Consider the following 17061-nt stretch of genomic DNA (forward strand, 5'->3'; position numbering starts at 1 on the left):
GTCAGCGGGTTCTAATGCGCGGGTCGATGACCGGCGCGATGAGGTCTGCAACGAGGTTGCCGAGAATGATGGCGAGCGCAGAGGTGAGCGTCACGCCCATGATGATCGGAATATCCACCTGCTGGATCGCCTGCCAGGCAAGCTGGCCGATGCCCGGCCAGCCATAGACGGCCTCGACCACCACAACGCCGCCCATGAATTGGCCGATATCGATGCCGATCATGGCGATGACAGGCAGCACCGCATTCGGCAGCGCATGGCGGAAGGTGATGCGGCGCGACGACAACCCTTTGGCGCGGGCCGTTCGCACGTAATCCTGGTTGAGCACGTCGATCATGGCGGAGCGCACCATGCGCGCATACCAGCCGGCACCGAGCACGCCGAGCGTGGCGGCCGGCAGCACCACATGTGAAAACGTACCGTAGCCGCTCATCGGAAACCAGCCGAGCGTTGCGGCAAACACATAAAGCAGCAGCAGCGCCACCACGAATTGCGGCGCCGACACGCCGACAAAGGATGCCATCATCACCACCCGGTCGACGAACCCGCCGCGGCGGACTGCTGCGATTGTTCCAAGGGTCAGACCGAGCACCACTTCAACGACGATGCCGGAAAACATCAGCGTCAGGGTGGCAGGCAGTCGCGCCATGATCAGCGTCGCGACTTCGGTCTTCTGCGCATAGGAGCGACCGAGATTGCCCTGCAGCAGGTTGGAGAGATACGTCCAGAATTGCACAGGCAACGACTGGTCGAGGCCGAGTTCGCGGCGAATGTTGGCGACCGTCTGCGCCGTTGCGCTGCGGCCGGCAATCATCCGTGCCGGATCCGCCGGCAGGGCGTAGAGCAGCACGAAGGTGATCGCCGCGACCCCGAGCAGGATCAGCGCCATCTGCACCACGCGCCGGAGAAAGAGCATCGCCATCAGCCGCGTCCCCGCTGCGTCGGATCGAGAATGTCGCGAAGGGCGTCACCGACGAGGTTGAAGGAGAGTGCCGTCAAAAGGATGATCGCGCCGGGGAAGAACACCAGCCACGGTGCCGCCTGGAAATAGCTCTGGCTCTCGAAGATGATATTGCCCCAGGACGGCTGCGGCGGTTGTACGCCGATCCCGAGGAAGGACAGCGTCGCGTCAAGAAGCACGGTCGTTGCAATGCCGAGCGTGCCCCAGACGATCGCCGTCGGCATCAGATGCGGCAGGATATGCAGGAACAGGATCCGCCCGTGACCGGCACCGAGCGAGCGTTCGGCCATGATGAAGTCGCGCTCCACCAGCCCGCGGGTTTCGGTATAGACGATGCGGGCGACCTGCACCCAATTGACCAGCGCGATCACCATCGCGACGATCCAGAGGCTCGGGCGAAGCAGGGCGGCAAGCACGATTGCCAGCAGCAGCGCCGGAAACGCCATCATCAGATCGGTAAACCGCATCAGGAGCGTGCCGAAGAAGCCGCGCACGTAACCTGCGACGATGCCGACGAACAGCCCGATCGTCACCGCCACGCCATTGGCGACGAGCCCGATGATCAGCGATGTGCGGGCGCCGTAGAGAAGACGCGAAAACAGGTCCCGACCCAGCGTGTCGGTGCCGAGCAGAAACGGTCCGCCCGGCGGCAGCGGGGCGCCTTCCAGCGAAAGCCCGTCGAACATCTGGTTGTCAGGATCGAACGGCGCGATCATCGGCGCGGCGAGCGCTGCAATGACGACCGTGAGGACGATGAGAATGCCGAACAACGCGACCGGCTGCCTCAGAAGCTCCTTGAACACCCGCATCAGATCGCCTCCGGGAGCGGTTCGGCGCCGGCAACGATAAAGGCCGCGATCTGCTCCATCGGCAAGCGGCGGCGCATGGCGCATTCGCGCAGCGTCCGATAGGCCTGATCCTCGCCGATCGCATGCGAGACCATCAGACGCTCGACCGCCGCATAGACCAGCGGCCTCAGGCGCGAGCGCTCCTCCAGATGCCGAATGCGATCCTGTGCTTCCTCGCGCTCCTGCTGGATGGACAGCGCCATGACGAGGGCGGGGTAGACGGCGGAACTGGCGACGGGCTTGGCGATGATGGCGCCCGCCCCTTGCGACAGCGCCCAGGCAATGCGACCGGGCGCTTCCGATCCGAGCAGTGCCACGACAGGGCGAAGCGGCGCCTGCCTGTCGAACGGCAGGAGATCGTCCCAGCCCTGGTCCGCATCGACCATGACGATGTCGGGCAGATCGCCTGAAGACAGCGGTGCCCACTGGACATTTGCCTCGACACCGAGCAGCCGAAGCTGGCGCACGAGCTTTTCGGTATTGCCGTCTTCGCGGTGCAGGATCGTGACCTTTGAGCCGGCGAAAGTCGGGGTCTGCCTCATGACACCACCCGCAGTCTCGGCTGCAGACGATTGCCGCCGGTGAGATAAGGATCTGCCGCAAGCGGCGGCCGCGAAGCGATCACGTCGAAACTGTTGGAACTGTTGATGCGGCCGAGATGGAAGGGCAGCGCCGCATGGTTGGTTTCCGCATCGATGGCAAGCGGCCCAAACAGGCTCGGCCAGGGCTGGCGGCTGAGCTGCTGCCGCACGGCCCGCGGATCGTCGGTACTCGCCGCCGAAATCGCCGCAAGTGCGAGTTTGACCGCCGTGTAGGCGCTCGTAAAGACACTCGACACCCGGCGCTCGCCGAACCTCGCATGAACATTCCGCTTGAAGCGCGCGTTTTCGGACGTCGCCAGAGTATCGAAATAGGAGGCGGCGCAAAGTTGCCCCGTGGCAGCACCCGGTGCGATATCGGCTAGCTCGCATTCCATCAGGTCGCAGCTGACGACCGGGCAGACCTCAGGCCGAAACGCAGGATCCCTGTCAGCCAGCGCCCGCATGGCGGCCAGAAACGCATAGCTGGAAGGCCCGATAAGGTTGTTCAGAATGAAACTCGGACGCCGCTGCTCGATCTCCGAGATGATCCGTTCGACGGCGGTTTCATCAAGCGGCAGGTAACGCTCACCGAGGACCTCGCCGCCGGCATTGCCCACCAGTTCGCGCGCCAGCCGGTTCATTTCCCAGCCCCAGACATAGTTGGCACCCACCAGATAGGGCCGCTTGCCATAGCGGGGGATCAGATACTCGAACAGCGGCAAGAGATGCTGGTTTGGACAGCCGCCGAGATAGATGACGCTCTCATTGGCCTCGAACCCCTCGTAGGGGCACATGTACCAGAGAAGACCGTCGTGCTTTTCGATCAGGGGCAGGACTTCCTTGCGGGCAGCCGAGGTGATCGTGCCGACAATGTGCCGGCATCCCTGTCGTAGCAGATTGCGGGCACCGTCCAGATAGGCGGCAAGATCCGCGTGGGGATCGAAGAACACAGCATCGACGCCGCCATCAGACGCGTCGCCGAATTCGGCAATCGCGAGATCGGCACCGTCGCGCGCGTCCCGCCCCATCGACCCATAGGGTCCGGTTGTCGAAAAGAGAATGCCAATCCTGATCGGGTCGCTCATGCGGGTGCACCAAAACCAAAAAACCCCACAACGCAGATCCCGCACGGGGCGGGGCGATGTGAGGCGAAACTGCCTGGAGACAATCGAAGTCATGTGATGCGGCGGCGTATGCCTATTCCGCGAGCTTGAGTAAAATACAGGCAGAACCACGTTGTCAAGTGCACTGGGTCTTCAACTTTGACTGTGTCGCGTATGGCTTCGTCATAAGCGGCACAAAACGCGGCAGTCGACGACAGGGACGAGGCGACCGCTCTGAGCCCGGGTAATTTACTGATGGCGCGAACCAAGCACATAGGCATTGTTTGCTATTAACGGAAAGAGCCTCAGCTGGAGCGCGCCTTAAAATTCTATCCAGCTTAGCGTCGATCCACCGGTGTCGGGTCAGTATAGCCTGGACGGTAGCCCGGCTGTGTGTAGCACTTACGGTGCCTTGAGCCGCGTCACGTAGCGGTTCGATGGCCTGAGCGCACAACGCAGGTGTAGGCCGGCAGATGCCAGACTGCGGTCGGTGGTGGTTGCAACGATTGGCCAGTCTGAAGGCCTTGATAACCACGGATCAAAGAACTCGTCGCGCAGCTCCCGTTGGAGCTTTCGACGTAGGCGTTCCAAATTGGCTTGCCACGTACGACGCATGGCAAATCGACATTGACCTGATCGGTCCGTTGCAGGACTGCGTTGCTCGTGAACTAGCTGCCTTCGTCGATGACAATTATCCTCGGCGTATCGCGATCTTCGATGATTCAATTTAGCTCATGCGCAAACAAGCAGACCTGGAAGCGATATTTCAGCGGCGAAGCACAGTCATTGCTTGTGCAGTCGTCTACCATTGTTCGAACTCGGAACCTGAGCTCGCCAACTAACTGATCCGACATGAAGTTCAGAGTTTTAGGTCAATGGCTGCCATCGGGACCAGCACTATTGCTTGTACGCCTGTCGCTCGCTTTTAGCTGCCGAGCCTGCACACAGTCATTTCTTCCCAGATAGACCCGGAGAGGGAGCCTGATTGCACAGAAACTTGTATGGAACCCCATCGGCCAAATGGCCTTTGGGTGCAATTACCTCAACTTTAAAAGTCCTGAATGTCGATACCAACTAGGGCCTGTCGATCAAGGCGTTTTACGCGGTTGGTTGCCTCGACGCACAACTCTCTATGGCTGCTACCACGCGTATTTGCCTTGCAACCCGAGAATCTCTCGGGCCTCTGATGCGCTTGCGATTACACCACCCAGTTTTTGGACGAGACGCACCCCCTTCTCTACCATTTCAGCATTATCCTTCGCCAGACGCCCTCGCTCGATATAGACCGCGTCCTCGAGTCCAATCCGCACATGCCCGCCTAGAAGGAAGGACTGCGCCAGCATCGGGAAGGCAAGCCTGCCGACGCCGAAGGCGCCCCAGTGGGAGCCGGATGGCAACAGGGATTTCATGTAGACGAGCGTTTCGGGGGTAGATGCGGCGCCGTATTTAACACCAGTGACGATCTGGATCATGGCCGGCGAAGAAAGCGTGCTATCCGTGATCAGATCGTGCGCGAGGTGGATGTCGCCGCTGTCGAAAACCTCCAGCTCCGGTCGAGCGCCGGCCGCCACAATGACTTCGGCCATGATCCGTACGTTGCGCGGCGTATTGATCACTACGGCAGTTCCGGAAAACATCGTGTTGAGATCGAGCGTGGCGATTTCCGGCCTCAGGGCAGCAATGTGCTCGACGCGCCGCTCCGGCGGCATGATGGTCGAGGCTGGAGCAGCAATGCCGGGGTCCTCGTCGCTCGGCACATAGCGGCCACCCGGCCCAGTCGTCAGGTTGATGATGATATCGCTGCCACTTACCCTAATCCGCTCGAGAACTTCGCGATAATAGGCGAGCTCCATGCTTTGTTTGCCGGTGTGCGGGTCGCGGACGTGGATGTGGGCGATCGCCGCTCCGGCCTTGCCCGCAGCAATGCACGCGTCGGCAATTTCGTCGGGCGTGACCGGCAGGCTGGGATGCTGTTCGCGCGTCGTCAGGTTGCCTGTTACCGCACAGGTGAGGATCGTGGCTCTCATCGAAATGCGCCTTCTCCGATATGCTGCAGATCGAGGAGCGATGCGGCATTACCGCCGATCAGCTTGCGGATTTCCGCGGCGGGAAAATCGAGATCGAGCAGCGTCTGGACAACAGCGCGGAAACCTGTGACCGGGCGCGGACTGCCGATGAGGCCGAGATCGGACGATAGTATCGTGCGATCGATGCCGGCGACCTCGATCAGATGAGCCAGATCCTGTGGGGTGAACTTAAGTGACTTGCCTCCGACGAACATGCCGATCGAATGCTCCATATGGGCACCGAGCCCGACAAGCTGGCGGATATCCTCGTCGGTGCAGCCGATCACGTAGGTTGGGTGATTGACGAGCATCTTTTTCACACCCCGCGCCCCTGCTTCCTCGAACAGGACGTGCAACTCGCCTGCCGACAGGTGGCCACCGGATAAGATGATGTCGGCTTCGGCGATGATGTCGAGGACCTGCTTGGTTTTATCGGTCAGTGCACCATTCGCGTCCAGCACGCTCAGCGGCTCGACGGGCAACATTCTACGGGTCGTCTTCGGAAATGTCTTCGTCTGCTTTCCGGCATCGGCCAAGTGATTGGCGGCCGACAGTGTCGGCATCCAGACGATCGCTGCCCCGAGCGCGACCGCGTGGTCGACGGCATGGGGATTGATGCCCCCTGTAGCGTTGTTCAAGGCAATTCCGGAGAACAGCTCGATGCGGTCTTCCGGGTAGAGGGACTGCAACAGGATCGCGTGCGGCATGCCGACATAATAGTGATCCTTGAATAGCAACGCCCGGAACCCGGCCTCGGCGGCCTCGCGCATGGCTTCCCGGTGGTCGAGGATGCGCGGCATGGCCGCCGGGCCGCTGTGGCAGTGCAGGTCGACGGCGCCCTTCAACAGGTCCGCGACCTCGCCGGCCCGCGCCGGCTGTTCGAGTTCGAATGCACCGTCATGGCGCGGCAGAAACGGTTCGATATTCATCGGACTGACCTCTTGTCTGGTAGGAACGCAACTCTCACGGACGGGCAGGAATCGGATAATCCTCTGCGTTTAGGACCCAGCCTGGCTTGGCGGAAAAATCGGCGCGCGGCGGGCAGAAGATGTCGACGAGCTGGTTGATCCCGGCTCCGATCGCCTGCGACGTGTGAATTACCTGCGGCGGGATGACGGCGACCGAGGGTGAGGCACAGGTCTCGTGGTTGTCGTCACGCCACTGCGCCTTGTCGGTCGTCCAGGGCCACCGCAGGTGATGAATGTATTCCCCCGACAGGGCCACGCTGCACTGCTCGAAATCGGAGTGCTCGTGTGGCGACAGCAATGACGGATCGCGAGGGCCGTCCTTGGGTTCGAGATAGTTCACCATGAAGGTCGAACCGCGAAAGATCCGGCCGAAGCGTCCAGGCTCCGGTTGAACCGCGAGACTGTAGCTGCGGATGCGGTAGCCATCCACGGGCGCCGGCCAGCTGGCCAGCGGCGGGATGGCCGGGTTGGCAGTGGCATAGAGCGCAGCATTCGATGCCTGTTCGAGAAGATCCCCGGCGGCGCTGGTGAACAGGCGAACGACATGGCCGCCACCTGATAGACGTACGCTGCTATCGCCAGGTGGTAGGAAAGTCAGCGAGTGACCGTCGATCGTTCGGTTTTCGCCGCCCGCTTCGACGACCGCCGTCGTGGCCTCGTCCGGCATGAGCAGCACATATTCGTCCGGCTGGCCCCGTCGCTCGAGCAGCAGTTCGCCCTCTGCCTGAGTGTGGAGAAGGACGAAATTTTGCCCCCGGACGATCCAGGTCTTCCCTGCCCCGTCGGTATCTTGCGCTTCCTGATCGTAGAACCGGGCATAGCTTGCCGGGAAGGCCGGCCCGGCGGGCGAACTCAAAGGCTTTCCTGCCGCCAAACTGGCACGTGGATCACTTGCGTCATACATGACAGACGTCCTTTTCTTTGAAATCGAGGCTGGGATGGGCAGCCGCTAGGCCCGGAATGCCTGCAGCATTTGAAGGCCGGCCTTGCGCATGAAGCCCTGATCGGAAGAGAGGATGAAGGCCGTTGCCCCGAGCGCGGCGAAGACATCGCCCTCCTCGCGCGTAGCCGCCATCACCGCGACAGGCTTTCCCACCTTTCCGGCGGCGACGGACACTTTCACCACAGCCGCGGTCACCTCGTCGGACGACGAGCTTGCGGCGTTCAATGCCAGCGTCAGGTCGCCGCGACCGACGAAGAACGCATCGATGCCGTCGACGGCGACGATCGCGTCGATATCGTCCAGGGCGGAGGGATCCTCGATCATCGCGATCGTCGCGATCCGGGCGTCGCTCCGGTCGATATACGGCCACGACACGTCTGCGCCATAGCGGCCGGACCGCCCCGAGGGCGAGTATCCCCGCGTCCCATTGCGATAGCGCGATGCCGCGGCGACCGATTTGGCCTTGGCGACATTTGCCACATGCGGAACCAGAATGCCGTCCGCCCCGCAGTCGAGAGCGCTGAGGATCGTCACTTCGGAAGAGACGCGCACCAGTGCCGCAGTGCCGGCCGCCCTCGCCGCCAGAACCGCGACGTCGACTGCGGCTCGATCGAAGGGCGCATGCTCCTCGTCAACCACGACAAAGTCGAAGCCAATATCGCCAAGAATCTCGACCGAATGGGATGTCGGCGTCTTGATGAAACTTCCGAGCATTCGCTCGCCGGCCATAAGGCGCTGACGGAAGGTCATTGTGGTTTTCTGCGAGATGTCAGTCATGATCGAGCCTTGCAGTTGCGTGAAAGTCCGGCCGCACTTCGGCCTCGGGGGCGCCGCGCATCGACAGGAAGCGCAAGACGGTGATGATGAAGAGAAGGCCGACGCAGGCGGCGGGCACGATCATCGCGCCGACGGCGGTGCCGGTCATCTGCGCGACACCCGGCATCAGGTTCTGAGCAATGAAGCCACCGATGAGCCCGATCGTGTTGATGACCGCTATGCTGGTTGCGCTGCGTGCACCCTGGAAGAGCTTCGAGGGAAAGTACCAAAAGCACGGAAAGAGGATCGAGATGCAGGGGGCACCAATGGCCAGTGCGATGAAGCGAAGGACATTGGTGTCGAGCTGCGTGGCTGCCACGAACGACATAACGCCAATCAACGTGATGACCATCGTCGCCTTGACGATCGCTTTTTCCGTATGCAGCCGTCGCGGCAGGGTAATGAGCAGCACCGCAGCAATGCCCCAGGGAACGGCATTCAGCAGGCCGTTCTGCGTACCGGTGACGCCGAACCCCTTGATCACTGTCGGAAGCCAGTAGATGACCCCGAACAGGGAGATATTGATGAGCATGTAGACAAGCGCCATCGACAGGACCTTGGGGTCGATCAGCGCGCGTAGCGGGTTCGCATGGTGCCTAGGAGCCGAATTGCTTGTTCCAAGCCAGGACTTTTCAGAGGCCGACAGGAATGTCGCGTCGGCCGGCGTGTTCGGCAGAAATTTCAGTACCACCACGGACAGCAGGATCGGCGGAATACCGGTGACGATGAACACCCACTGCCAGCCAGTGAAGCCGAACGCTCCATCCAGATCCAGCAGCGGACCCGCGATCAGCGCCGAAAGCATGTTGCCGAAAGCGCTTCCAAGCGTCAGCAAACCGACGGCGCGAACACGATGGCGTTCGGGATACCACAGCGTCAGGTAGTAGATGACCGCAGGATAAAGCCCTCCCTCGGCAGCCCCGAGCAGGAAACGCAGGAAATAGAATGTGAGGCCGGAATTCGAGAATGCGAGGACGACTGTCAGCAGTCCCCAGGTCAAGGCGATGCGCGCAAACCACAGCCGGGCACCAAAGCGGTAGGCCGCCAGCGCGCTTGGCACTTCCACCAGAACGTAGCTGAGGAAAAAGATCGAGGACCCGAACGCGAACCCTGCTTCTGACAGATGCAGGTCATCGAGCATCTGCAGCTTAGCAAAGCCGATGTTCGAGCGATCGATGATCGCGCAAAGATAAAGTCCGATCACCATCGGCATGATCCGCCATGATAGGCGATTTATGACACTTGCCTCGTTGACTGATGAGCTCATTGACATGTTTTCCTCCCTTGCACGAAGCTCGTGCCTCTCCGAAAACGGTTGTTGCAAATTCCCTCAGGTCAGGTCATGACTTATATCTATTGTTCCGCCTGGTGGAATTTTGCATGAGCGGTCAAACCGTTGAATCTGTGCTCAGAGCGTTCGACATATTGCGCGAATTGAACCGCAGCCGCGTCACATCGCTGAAGGATCTACACGCGGCGACAGGGCTACCTAAGGCAACTCTGGTGCGCCTGTTAAAAACGCTGGGCGAGGCTGGTTACGTTACGAACGATAGACGTCAGGGCGGTTACCAGGTCACGTCGAACGTGAAGGCTCTTAGCTGCGGCTATCATCGCGACCCGCTGGTGATCGAAGCCGCTCGGCCTTGGTCGATCGAATTCACCCGCAAGTATCAGTGGCCGATTGCCGTCGCCACGCTGGAGGAACGAAACGTCATTGTGCGATTCAGTACTATCATAGATAGCCCTAACTCTCCGTTCCATGGCACCATCAACCTACGCCTCGACCTGCTTACACGGGCGCTAGGTCGCGCCTACTTAGCTTTCTGCCCAATAGCTGAGAGAGAAATGCTCCTGGACCTCCTCGACATCCACGAGCGCGTCGAGCGACAGGATGCGCTAGACATGCTCGGCCGCGTCCGCCGTGCAGGATTTTCGCTACGCGACTTGATGAGCGAACCCCGCTCGTCGAACACCATCGCGATGCCTGTGATGCTGGATGACAAAGTCCTCGCAACGGTTGGCGTCACCTATTTCAACTCGGCTTTTTCGGTCGAGCAGGCAGTAGCGAAATTCTGCGAACCGCTTCATGAGCTATCACTACGGATCGCAAGCGGTTGTGAGCAGTTCCAAGCAGACGTAGCTGACACCTGCAGAGTTCGCTCAGACCATCAAATCGCGACGTGATGCGATGCGGCTCAGTCGAAGCGGGTCTATACTGCACTAGAGCAAACTCAAAACTGGATAATTTGGGGGCAAGTCACTTCCAACGCATCGTGAATCCCGTCAAAGCACCACCGAGCACTTCCGCAAGGCGACCGACATCGGCTGTCGAAATCATCCCTCTGCGATTTTCTACGAAGGGCAGGATGCCTAACCATGCTTGCAGCTGCAAAAGCTGCCTGCTGAAAGCGCTGTGGGGCATGGCTAATTCAACGGCTTCGGCGGTGACGCTTCCAGTCCGAACGATCCCCTCAAGGAACAGTAGCAGCTCTTCTCAACTGTCTTCTGGAAGTTTCCCTTGGCTCATCCATGAGTGCGATCAAATAAAGCCATGATGACCAGCCCCGCTGTTACGCCGGCTGCAAACAGGCTCAATCCTAGAATAACACTCCTGGCTGACAGGACAGGCCGCTTGGAGAGATTTGCATCGGCTGGATTGACGGCTGAGGCCTCAGCCACGATGTCTTGGATCCGTTTCGGGGATGATCGGGGATCTTGCGCAGTCGGTTGCGCGGCTCCCCTTGCAGGGACGTTGGCAACCGTTACCTGCCGGATAGTCTCTTCATCGTGTTTCACGGTGAATCTCACGGCGGAATCCGACTTCAACTTCGCGAGGACTTTCCGAGCGGCTTCAACTTCATCCGCACCCTCCACGAGCGACGTCTGGGTGACGAGGTAATATGGCATGCAGCATTGCTTTCTGTTCGCGCGATTGCAGTGTGATCGACCAGGCCGACTTGCGCCGTCAAGGCCCCACAGCCTTGAACACTCCCACTCCTCTTCCCAAATCATGTTCGACCCGCTGGTCCGGGCCCCTCTGGTGAAAGTCTTCGGCGCTTTCACGATGTCGGACCCCATACCGACAGATGCCGTAAGACACGGGACCAGGATGATGATCGCAGACATTTCCGCATGGATTTTTACGCTATTCGTTATCGATCCGCTGCATGCCGAGATGCGGCAACATCTCGATAACGCTAACGCGCCGGTAGAGCTTGTGCAGCAATCGCGCCAATGCCTCGCTATTGAGGTTCCACGCCTCATCGACAAGGCCGGCAATGAGCCGGGCTGGGCGACGGCTACAGCGATCGGCATCTCGATTGGGTGGATGTCACCTGAACGGGTGTTTGATGGTGCCGATCCGAGCTGCGGCGCGTTGCGCGCACTGATCAGCACGAAAAATACGCGCGAGGCGGAAGGTTGAACCTGGCAGGGCCCGACGGCGAGCACGATACCGGCACAGCGTCCAAGACCTTGTCACATCTTGTAGCAAACGCACGCACCCTGGACGGCCTGACCATTGCCGACGCTCTCGAGCTCATAGGGAGGTCCGGCTTCGGTTTCGTGATGCTTCTTCTGGCACTGCCGGCGCTGATCCCGATCCCCGGTCCTTTCGGGATGATATTCGGCTCCGCGCTCGCAATTGTTTCGCTTCAATTCGCGATCGGACTGGAATCCCTATGGCTTCCGTCGCTGCTCGCCAATCGACGCATATCGGCAAAGGCATTCGAAGCGTTGGAGCGGTATGCATCGCCGTTGGTCCGACGGATCGAACAATTTGTCCGGCCGGGTCGGATGAAGGCATTTGCCGGACCACGCATGCCCTACCTGCTTGCGCTTCCGGTCTTCTGCCTTGCAGTCGCCGTCGCTCTGCCAATCCCGTTTGGAAACCTTGCCCCCGTTGCGGCACTCTGTGCGATCGCCATCGGTCTGATCGAGCGCGACGGTCTCGTGGTTCTTCTCGGGCTTAGTATGACGGCCATCGCGCTCGGCATCACGGGAGCGCTCCTTTACATGACGGCTGACGCCATCCCTTTGCTTTGACGTTCGCCCTCCTGGACAGGAAGTGCGAACGTCAGATCAAGATGGCCGCCTTCGCTCACTGCGCAGCGATCTCTCTCTGAAATACGGGTTAACGAGGCTAACGGCATGACGCGCGACGCGATATCCGAGCGCAAGATTCAGGCTGCGGCAACGGTGATCCGCGACAGTCTCCAGATCCCGCGAGACGCAACCGCCGCGCTGAGACTTACTTGGTGCGCGGATGACGATCATTCTGGTGGGCGAACGACCCGCGCTTTCGGTCGCGGATAGTCTCGGCGCTTACCTGACACTCGCGCCCAAACCTGGACGAACAGATGCCGATCGCAACTGTGTGTCGAACATCAGGCCCGGAGGCCTTGATGCGGAGCCGGCAGCATACAAGCTGAGCTGGCTCGTTGAATGCGCTTTTCGCGAGGCGCCACCGGAGTGCAGTTAAAGGATGAGAGCGATCCAGCCGTTTTGTCACGGGCGGCCTTGAGCGATGACCGGAAAGATCCCGTCTAGGCTTGTCGGGGTTTGGATTGGGCTTGCTGCTGACGGGTGCATCGGGCGGTCGATATCGATGGGAGTTTCAACGGTTCCAGTGCCGCTCCATCCCAGCGACGTCGCTCAGCATCGCTTAAACGCTTCCAACCCGATGCTCCTGCCCTTCCTGGTCGAAACTTTGACCGTGTTCTCCGGCAACCGCGCCGAACACCTCTCCGACCCCGATCAGCACAGGCTCCTCGACGCCGATCGTGCGCATGGCATCGCCAAGGCTTGCGAGCGGGCCAGCCCAGCGATGTTCGTGCGTGCGGCTGACGGAGGAGACAACGACAACGGGCGTGTCAGCTGTCATCCCGTTGTCCATCAAGCGCTGCTCGATCTGGCCTGCCATGCGTCCGCCCATGTAGAACACCGAGGTCTGGTTGGGTTTGGCGAGCGAGGCCCAGTCGACGGTCTGGGGCAGTTCATGATCCCGCGAATGGGCCGTGACGAAGCGGACCTGCTGGGCGTGGTCGCGGTTGGTGAGCGATGTCTTCAGCGACGCAGCCATGGCCGACGCTGCGGTGATGCCCGGTACCACGTCCACGGCGATGCCCTCGCTTTGCAGCCGGGCGATTTCTTCGCCAGCCCGCCCGAAGATCATCGGGTCACCGGATTTAAGCCGGACAACGCGTTTGCCGTCCTTTGCGAACCGCACCATCATGTCGTTGATGTCATCCTGGCGACAGCTCTCCCGTCCGCCTCTCTTGCCGACGAGGAACCGCTTTGCCTCACGCCTCGCCAGTTCCAGCACCTCCGGCGAGACAAGATCATCGAACAGGATGACATCGGCGGCCTGCAGCGCCCGCATGGCCTTGAGCGTGAGCAGTTCGGCATCTCCCGGCCCCGCACCGACCAGGGTCACCGATCCCAAACTCGGAACCGAGGCGATCTGCTCGGCGGTGGCGAGCAACCGGTCCGCGGTATCTTGCGCTGGTGGCTCGTTGGTCGAGAGGCTTCGGGCAACGAAACGCTCCCAGAAAAGGCGTCTTGCCGGACCCGGCGAAAGCCGGCGGTTGACCGCCTCCCGCACCGACTGCGCAAGGCCTGCCCATTGCTTCAGCGCCGGCGGCAACAGTGTTTCGATCCGCTGGCGGATCGCCTGGGCCAGAATCGGTGCCGCCCCGTCCGTCGAGATCGACACGATCACCGGAGACCGGTTGACGATCGAGCCGAACTGGAACTGGCAATAGGCAGGCTTGTCGATCACATTGACGGGGATGCCGGCCGCGCGCGCCGCGCAGTAGAAGGCCTGCGCCTCGGCTTCGGTCTCGCAGTCGGCGAGCGCCAGCGACGCCCCGGCGAAGATACCGCAATGCCAGGGATGGTCATGATGCGTCAGCCCGGTCCGCGCGACCAACGCCTTCATCGTGTCGCCAAGCTCGGCGGTTTCGCAGTAAAGCTCTACCTCAGCACCGCAGGCTTGCAGAAGCTCTGCCTTCCAGGCGGCGCCGTCCGATCCGCCCGCCATGACCGCCCGCTTGCCCGTAAGGCTCCAGAAGACCGGCAGCTTCGCGAGTGCTGCGATGCGTTCGTTTCCGTCACTCTGCTGCAAGGGTTTGCGTCGCATCCAGGATCCTCCTAATTTCGGGGCGGCAGGAGCCGCAATTGGTTCCGGCATTCAAGACTAGGCCGACGGCTTCCACAGAACGGCAACCGCGATGGGCGGCGGCACTAATCTCATTGATACCGACCGAAAAACAAGAGCAGACGATCGCGCCCTTGTCCGGTCGCCCCGCTGCCGGCCGGCCGGCTATGAGCATGGAACGGGTGCGGCTGTCCAGATGCCGCTCCTTCAGCTGCTCGACCGCCCATTGCCGCGATACGCTGACCGGTTCCGGTGCCCCGAACAAGGCTGCCAGCAGATGCTCTCCGTCAAAGGCGAGCAGGCGGTGATCCCCGGCCTGCCGGTCGAGGTAACCGGAGAAGTCCTGGCGCTCGTCGAGCTGCAAACTGCGCCGCAACCAGTCCTCCCAGCCATCGGCGGGCGGGTCGCCTGCAAATTCCAGTCGGTAACCACCTTCGGTTCTCGCGATCGCCCAATAGGCAAACGGGAGGTCGAGCGGACGCTTCGCCGTCACCAGGAAGCCATGCGCTTGCGCCTCTTGGCGGGCAACGGAAACGCGCGCCATCTTCAAGGCAGGCTGGCCGGACACCGGATCGACGCGGGAGGGGACAAGCGTATCGACGCGGGCACTCGGCGCCGTCTCGCCGGTCCAGTGCATGGGAACGAAGACTGAACCCCGCATCTGCCGTTCGGTCAACAGGGCGCGCACGATGATCGACCTGCCGTTTTCGCCTTCGACATGCACGAGGTCGGCATCGCCGATACTGACGTTCGCCGCGTCCGCCGGATGGATCTCGCAGAAGGGCTCCGCGATATGGGCGGAGAGCCGGGCACTCTTTCCCGTCCGCGTCATCGTATGCCAGTGATCGCGGATCCGGCCCGTATTGAGGGTGAAGGGAAAGCGGCCGTCCGTCTTTTCCAGCGCAGGCGTCGCGACCGGCACAAAGCGGGCCCTTCGATCGGCGGTGAAGAAACCACCATCGGCGAAGAAACGGGCAAGCTTTGAACCGTCACCACGCAAGGGCCACTGGAATGGCTGGAGCTCCTTATAGGCGCCGTGGCTGATTACGGCATGAGCGCCGATGTCGAAATCGCGCTCGCCCTCGTTCTCGAAGGCGGACAGGGCTGCATGCTCGGCAAAGATCTGAGCCTCGCCGCTGTAATCGAAGGCCGGGCCGAACCCCATGCGTTTCCCGACCTCAGCCATCTGCCACCAGTCGGCGCGGGCCTCGCCCGGCTCAGATAGGAACGGTCTCTGCCGGGAGATCCGACGCTCAGAATTCGTCACCGTGCCGGATTTTTCGCCCCAGCCGGTGGCCGGAAGCAGGACATGGGCGAGACGGGCCGTATCGGTATCCTGCTGGATGTCCGAGACCACCACGAAGGGGCATGCCTTGAGGGCCGCCTTGACCGCATCGGCCTCGGGCATGGAGACAACCGGATTGGTCGACATGATCCAGATCGCCTTGATCCGACCGTCCGCCACCGCCTCGAACATGTCGACGGCCTTCAGGCCGGGTCTGTCGGCGATGGTGGGTGAACTCCAGAAGCGCTGCACCCGATCCCTGTGCACCGGGTTTTCGATCGCCATATGGGCTGCGAGCATGTTGGCGAGACCGCCAACTTCGCGCCCGCCCATGGCGTTTGGCTGGCCGGTCAGTGACAAGGGTCCCATTCCGGGCCGGCCGATCCGACCGGTTGCGAGATGGCAGTTGATGATGGCGTTCACCTTGTCCGTGCCGACGGCAGACTGGTTGACGCCCTGGCTGTAGCAAGTGACGACCTTCTCGGTTTGTCCGAAGAGACGGTAGAACTGACGGATGAGCATGCCGGACACGCCCGTCGCCTTCGAAAGGTCAGAGCCAGGTGCCGCTGCCATCAACGCTTCAGGGAACCCGGATGTGTGCCTTGACACGTAGTTTTCGTCCACCGCTCCGGTCTCGGACAGATAGGTGAGCAGGCCGTTGAACAGGGCTATGTCGCCATCGGCGGCCACGGCCAGATGCAGATCGGCGATGTCGCTGGTCGCGGTTTTGCGCGGGTCGATCACCACCACCTTCATGGAAGGCCGGGCAGCCTTGGCCGCCGCCAGACGCTGGTAAAGGACAGGATGGCACCAGGCCATGTTGGAGCCGACCAGGACCACGAGATCCGCCAGCTCCAGGTCCTCATAGCAGGCCGGGACGGTATCGGCGCCGAAGGCGCGGCGATGACCGGCAACGGACGAGGCCATGCACAGGCGTGAGTTGGTGTCTATGTTGGCGGAGCCGATAAACCCCTTCATCAGCTTGTTGGCGACATAATAATCTTCGGTCAACATCTGCCCGGAAACATAGAAGGCAACGGAATCCGGGCCATGATTGCCGATGGCCCGCTGAAAATTTGCGGCAACGAGATCGAGCGCTTCGTCCCAGCCGGCTCTTTCGCCATGAACTCGAGGGTAAAGTGCGCGACCGTCCATATCCAGCGTTTCGGCCAGCGCCGAGCCTTTCGAACAAAGCCTTCCGTAACTGGCGGGATGGTCAGGATCGCCCGACACGCTGATCTTGCCCTCGTCGTCGACTGCGGCGATCACGCCGCAGCCGACACCGCAATAGGGGCAGGTCGTCTTGGTTACACCGGACATGGTGGCTTCCCGC

At 61.4% G+C, this 17061-nt stretch carries 15 protein-coding genes and 1 pseudogene; 4 read left to right on the forward strand and 12 right to left on the reverse strand.

What is annotated here, in order from left to right; all coding sequences use genetic code 11:
* Position 1: 1 nt before the first annotated feature.
* From IFT59_RS15820 to IFT59_RS15860, 9 genes are all read right to left on the reverse strand, one after another.
* Complete coding sequence (locus IFT59_RS15820; RefSeq protein ID WP_192087467.1) at positions 2–922, reverse strand: ABC transporter permease; 921 nt, start codon at positions 920–922, stop codon at positions 2–4.
* Entirely contained in the window at positions 922–1770 is an 849-nt protein-coding gene (locus IFT59_RS15825; protein ID WP_192087468.1) for an ABC transporter permease, read from the reverse strand. Before IFT59_RS15825 ends, IFT59_RS15820 begins: the two co-directional genes overlap by 1 nt.
* On the reverse strand, positions 1770–2351 hold the full coding sequence (locus IFT59_RS15830) for an ANTAR domain-containing response regulator (protein WP_062577661.1): 582 nt from the start codon (positions 2349–2351) through the stop codon (positions 1770–1772). The genes IFT59_RS15825 and IFT59_RS15830 overlap by 1 nt, the downstream gene beginning before the upstream one ends.
* The gene (locus tag IFT59_RS15835; protein ID WP_192087469.1) at positions 2348–3475 is read right to left on the reverse strand and encodes a transporter substrate-binding protein; all 1128 of its coding nucleotides are present in this window, start codon (positions 3473–3475) and stop codon (positions 2348–2350) included. The genes IFT59_RS15830 and IFT59_RS15835 overlap by 4 nt, the downstream gene beginning before the upstream one ends.
* Before the next feature lie 1157 nt (positions 3476–4632).
* Entirely contained in the window at positions 4633–5520 is an 888-nt protein-coding gene (locus IFT59_RS15840; protein ID WP_192087470.1) for a 3-keto-5-aminohexanoate cleavage protein, read from the reverse strand.
* A complete protein-coding gene (locus IFT59_RS15845) occupies positions 5517–6488 on the reverse strand; it encodes a DUF6282 family protein (RefSeq protein ID WP_192087471.1) in 972 nt (323 codons plus the stop codon). Before IFT59_RS15845 ends, IFT59_RS15840 begins: the two co-directional genes overlap by 4 nt.
* A 34-nt stretch (positions 6489–6522) precedes the next feature.
* The gene (locus IFT59_RS15850) at positions 6523–7431 is read right to left on the reverse strand and encodes a hypothetical protein (RefSeq protein WP_113166296.1); all 909 of its coding nucleotides are present in this window, start codon (positions 7429–7431) and stop codon (positions 6523–6525) included.
* Positions 7432–7476: 45 nt separating this feature from the next.
* Entirely contained in the window at positions 7477–8220 is a 744-nt protein-coding gene (locus tag IFT59_RS15855) for an HpcH/HpaI aldolase family protein (protein WP_192087472.1), read from the reverse strand.
* Between the two features lie 19 nt (positions 8221–8239).
* A complete protein-coding gene (locus tag IFT59_RS15860) occupies positions 8240–9553 on the reverse strand; it encodes an MFS transporter (protein WP_197978126.1) in 1314 nt (437 codons plus the stop codon).
* A gap of 113 nt (positions 9554–9666) precedes the next feature.
* Here IFT59_RS15860 and IFT59_RS15865 point away from each other — a divergent pair, with 113 nt between their 5' ends.
* Complete coding sequence (locus tag IFT59_RS15865; RefSeq protein WP_162734844.1) at positions 9667–10470, forward strand: helix-turn-helix domain-containing protein; 804 nt, start codon at positions 9667–9669, stop codon at positions 10468–10470.
* A gap of 73 nt (positions 10471–10543) precedes the next feature.
* Here the strand turns inward: IFT59_RS15865 and IFT59_RS23440 are convergent, their stop codons facing one another.
* On the reverse strand, positions 10544–10774 hold the full coding sequence (locus IFT59_RS23440) for a helix-turn-helix domain-containing protein (protein ID WP_162734851.1): 231 nt from the start codon (positions 10772–10774) through the stop codon (positions 10544–10546).
* A 621-nt stretch (positions 10775–11395) separates the two neighbouring features.
* Between IFT59_RS23440 and IFT59_RS15875 the strand changes: the two genes are divergently transcribed.
* The 3 genes and pseudogenes from IFT59_RS15875 to IFT59_RS15885 all read left to right on the forward strand — a co-directional run.
* On the forward strand, positions 11396–11710 hold the full coding sequence (locus IFT59_RS15875; RefSeq protein WP_249407611.1) for a hypothetical protein: 315 nt from the start codon (positions 11396–11398) through the stop codon (positions 11708–11710).
* Positions 11707–12330, forward strand: a complete 624-nt coding sequence (locus IFT59_RS15880) for an exopolysaccharide biosynthesis protein (RefSeq protein WP_192087473.1) — start codon at positions 11707–11709, stop codon at positions 12328–12330. The genes IFT59_RS15875 and IFT59_RS15880 overlap by 4 nt, the downstream gene beginning before the upstream one ends.
* Positions 12331–12535: 205 nt before the next feature.
* Positions 12536–12834, forward strand: a pseudogene (locus tag IFT59_RS15885) (ethanolamine ammonia-lyase light chain EutC); the annotation flags it as partial.
* Between the two features lie 115 nt (positions 12835–12949).
* Here the strand turns inward: IFT59_RS15885 and cysG are convergent.
* Both cysG and IFT59_RS15895 read right to left on the reverse strand, forming a co-directional pair.
* Complete coding sequence (cysG, locus tag IFT59_RS15890; protein WP_192087474.1) at positions 12950–14425, reverse strand: siroheme synthase CysG; 1476 nt, start codon at positions 14423–14425, stop codon at positions 12950–12952.
* Positions 14397–17048 carry a nitrate reductase gene (locus IFT59_RS15895; protein WP_192087475.1) on the reverse strand — a complete coding sequence of 884 codons (2652 nt, stop codon included), beginning with the start codon at positions 17046–17048 and terminating at the stop codon, positions 14397–14399. Before IFT59_RS15895 ends, cysG begins: the two co-directional genes overlap by 29 nt.
* Between the last annotated feature and the right edge of the window lie 13 nt (positions 17049–17061).

Source organism: Rhizobium sp. CFBP 8752, assembly GCF_014842035.1.
Classification (GTDB): Bacteria; Pseudomonadota; Alphaproteobacteria; order Rhizobiales; family Rhizobiaceae; genus Neorhizobium; species Neorhizobium soli.